The organism is Stieleria sp. (assembly GCF_041595215.1).
GTDB lineage: Bacteria > Planctomycetota > Planctomycetia > Pirellulales > Pirellulaceae > Stieleria > Stieleria magnilauensis.
This window is the reverse complement of the sequence record NZ_JBFHKV010000756.1, coordinates 1-4,414: the sequence shown is the minus strand read 5'-3', so window position 1 is coordinate 4,414 and position 4,414 is coordinate 1. Positions and strand designations below refer to the sequence as shown.

Annotated in this window: 1 protein-coding gene; it reads left to right on the top strand. The window is 61.1% G+C overall.

The features are described from left to right. On the top strand, nucleotides 1-4,414 hold a 4,414-nt coding region (locus ABX749_RS23700; protein ID WP_372898173.1), incomplete at both ends, for an Ig-like domain-containing protein.

The window sequence follows — 4,414 nt, the reverse complement described above, 5'->3', positions numbered from 1 at the left end:
TTGCCGCGACCGATGCGCGAACGCCCGATGCTTTCGAAGTCGCCTTGTTGGACGCGACTTCCCTGGCGCCGCTGGCCGGTCAACTGGCCATCGGTAACAGCGACGCACTGCTCAACATCGCCTCCGACGGAACGTACACGGCAGCTTCGTCGGTAACGGTGGGCGACGCCGATTCCGTCGATCCGTCCGCCGATCTGGGTGGAACCATTTCGGGGGATCGCTTGCTGGTGCAAATTGATTTGACCGCAATCCCGGCGGGGACCCTGGCCGTGCTTTCGTTCGATCTGTTGGGATTCGCCGAAACTCACAGCGAGGTCAAGATCGACAACGTGTTCCTGGTCACCGGCCAGTTGCGCGCCCCCGTGGCGAACACCGACTTGGTGACGACCGACGAAGACGTGCCGGTGATCTTCGACGTGTTGGCCAACGACGTCGACAATGAATCGTTGTTGGATCCGTCGACGCTGACCATCATGTCCGGCCCCTCGCACGGACAGCTCTTCGTCACGACCGGCAGCGGTCATGTGACCTACGCACCCGATTTGGACTACTCCGGAAACGATTCGTTCACTTACACGGTCAAGGATCTCGACGGGTTTGTTTCCGGCGAGGCGTTTGTCAGTCTGACGGTCGCGCCGATCACCGATGACCCGCTGCTGACGACCGAGAGGACATCGGGACCCCAGGACACCGAATTGCCGCTGTCGATCGATGCGGCCGCGATGGATATCGATGGCAGCGAAGAAGTGATGATCACGATTCAGTCGCTGCCTCAAGGGGCGACCCTCAGCGGTGGAACACGTGTCGCCGACGGTCACTATCGCTTGCGACCGGATGAACTGGACGCGTTGAGTTTGATCCCCGCCGCCGGATGGTCGGGGCAAGCCAAGTTAGAAGTCCAGGTCACCGCGACCGATCAAACTGCCGATCCGGTCGTCAAAACTGAATCGCTGGATTTGGATGTCGAGTCCGTGATTGTTGAACCGATGTCCGTTGTCGATTTTGTCGTCAACCGTGGCGAAGTCCAACGCTCGCTGATTCACACCCTGACAGTCACGTTCAATCAAGACGCCTGGATCATCGACCCCGCCGCGGACATCTTTATCATCGACATTGACGGTCATCAGATTCGTCTGGATCCGTCGCGTTACACCTACGACTCGGGGACATTCCAGCTGAACTTGGACGTCGACGGACTGATTCAGCAAGACAAACAGTATTACCTTGCACTTCGAACGGCGGGGATCGCCAGCGCCGCGAACCGACTGCAGACGTTGGCGACCGGTCCCGAGTTCGGCGGGGATTATTTGCCGCTGCCGTTCCATCGGTTGCTCAGTGATGTCAACGGCAACAACGAAGTCGAAGTGGAAGATTGGCGCGACATCCGCAACAGTCTGAACTCCAATGCCGATTCGGGTCGGTATGTCCGGCACCGCGATTTGACCGGTGAAGGGATCATCGATCGGCATGATTTTGTCGCTTGGCGCAATCGGCTGACCCTGACGACCGATTTTGTCGCGCCGCAGATCATCGCCGCCGTCACGTTGCCGAACAACGCGCTGCCGTTGGTCGAATCCTACCAAAGCAACGCCGAGTTCTCGCTGGTCATCAACGATGTCAGTGACGTCAGCTCTCTGTTGATGTCGATCAACGGATCCACGGACGTCGAAATGGTCGATGAACTTTCGGCCGACAAGTCGTTCCGGTTCCCCTTGGCGGATCTTTTCGCCCGCGCCGGCCAGGCCTTTGGTGAAGGTGATCATGTCATCACGCTCGTCGCGACCGACCGATTCGGGAACGTTTCGGATCCGGAGGATGTGGAATTGACGATCGACGACACGGCGCCTCCCGTTCCGACGACGCCGGTGCTGGTGCAGGCCGACGGCAGCGAAGTGTCGGGCGTGACGGTCGGCGATCCCAACGTGATGATTCGTAGCGAGGGGGAAACCGGCAGCATCGTTCGTCTGTACCGTGGCGATCAAGAAATCGCGCTCGGTGTGGCCGCAAGCCCCGTCGATTTCCCGCTCAACTTGACAGGTCTCGGCGACGGAACCTTTACGTTTTCCGCCACCGCCGAAGATCCGACCGGCAATCGCAGCCCGGTCACCGGTACGCTGACCCTCACCGTCGACACGACGGCGCCGCAGATCGATTCGCTGGATCTCGACCCGGCCAGCGATACCGGCGCGATCGGCGATCAAACCACGGATCTCGATTCGGTCACCCTGGTCGGCACGACCGAACCCGGAGCGGTGGTTCGGTTGACCGGAACGGGGATCGAGACGACCGCGGATGCCGGCGGTGCGTTCTCGCTTTCGGCGGTTCCATTGCGGTTCGGACCTAACGTGCTGACCGTTTCGTCGGCCGATTCACTCGGCAACACTCGCCAGCGCAGCATCAACCTGTTCCGGCCGCGATTGGAATCCGACGCGCCCGAAATCGCCGTCACGCTGTCGGACGACACCGGGCTGTATTTCAACGACGCCGTCACTTCGCAACCGACGCTGTCCGGTGCGATCAACGATGCGTCGGCCATCGCCGGTTTGTTCCTGTCGGTCAACGTGGTTTCGGCGGCGAATTCTACAACCGCCTCCTACGGTCCGGCAGACGTGACCGCTTCATTGACCGGAGCGACGTTTACGTTGTCATCGGCGGACATTGAAAACGCGATCGGCCAACCGCTCGACGATGGAGATGTCACGTTCACGCTGCAGGCCGTTGACCTGTACGACAATGCCTCGGCCAGACGATCGGTCAGTCTGGTCCTGGACACGACGGCGCCGGCCGCACCCGCCCGTCTGACGCTGTCGCCTGATTCTGATCTGGGACGCGAGGATCAAGACGCGATCACCAGCACGACGAAGCTGAGTTTTGGACTGCACGTCAGCGAACAATCGACCGTCGATGTGTTGGTCGATGGGAACCCGCATGCGCAATTCATGTTGCCCGACGGGCCCGGCGAGGTCACGCTCACGGGACTCAGCGAGGGTACGCACCAGATCACCGCGACGATCACCGATGTCGCGGGAAACGTCAGCACACAGAGTGACCCATTGACGGTGGTCCTCGACACCACCGCGCCCGATTCGTTGACGTCGGAGATCACGTTGCCGGGCGCGGGGTCGGACGCCGGATCGATCAGCGGGTTGACCGAAGCCGATGCAACCGTGTTCCTGTATCGAGGCTTGGACTCGCAAACGGCGATCGGCGAAACCATCGCCGCCGCCGATGGCAGCTATCGCTTTGACGGAGTCCGACTTCGTGACGGATTGAATCGATTCCGCGTGGTCGCCGAGGACTTGGCGGGCAATCCGATCGAGGTGGACGCGTCGACGACCTACGACGCGCCCGACCTGTCGGCTCCGGAAATCGAATTGCAACTGGCCAACGATAGCGGGGTTTCGGCGAGCGATCGTTTGACAAAGGATCCGACCGTGACGGGCAGGGTCGACGACGCGACCCGCATCACCAGTTTCCAAGTCAGCGTCAACGCCGGTGCGTTCGTCAATACGCTGGGATCGTTGCGCGACAACGCATTCACACTCGATCGCAGCGTGCTCGAAACGATCGCCGGTGATCGGCTCGATGACGGTTCAGTCAGCGTCCGCATGCGCGCCGCAGATCAGGTCGGTCATGTCTCCGAACTCGCCGAACTTGTTTTCACCCTTGATACGACCCGACCCGACACGCCCGCGCCGCTTCGACTCGACGCGGCAAGCGATTCGGGGACTCCCGGCGACGGGATCACCAACAGCCCGACGCTGACGTTTGTCACCAGCGTCGACGCCGCGGACGCCCAGGTCATTCTGTTTGCCGACGGTGACGAAGTCGACCGGGCCGATGCAGGCGGAATCGTCACATTGTCGGCCGATAGCGAACGCGGGCGGCATCGATTTGTCGCCCAAGCGATCGACGCAGCCGGCAATGTCAGTTTCTTTACCGCGCCGCGATTCATTACGTTCGATGACACGTTCATCAAACCGACCGTCGGGTTGCTCGCGGCGCAGCAACGAGCCGATTTGGGCAGCCCGTTCCATACCACGACTTCGTCGGTCACCCTCGTCGGCACGGCCGAAAGAGGCACCCGTCTGGAACTGGTCGGACGACCAAACTTCACCGTGGCCGGTGAGTTTGACCGGTTCCAAATCGAAGGCGTCGAGCTGACGCCCGGCACTAATGCGTTGCAGGTTCTGGCGGCCGATCCGGCCGGCAACACTGCAACGGTCAACCTGAACGTCGTGTTCGTCGATCATGACGGACCGATTTTCGAAATCGATTTGGTCAACGACACCGGACGCAGTGACACCGACACCCGCACCCAAGATCCGACGATCGGCGGTCTGGTCCGAGACGCTTCCGATGTGGTGTCACTGGTCGGATCGCTGGACGGTCGAGCGCCGATCGACATCACGTC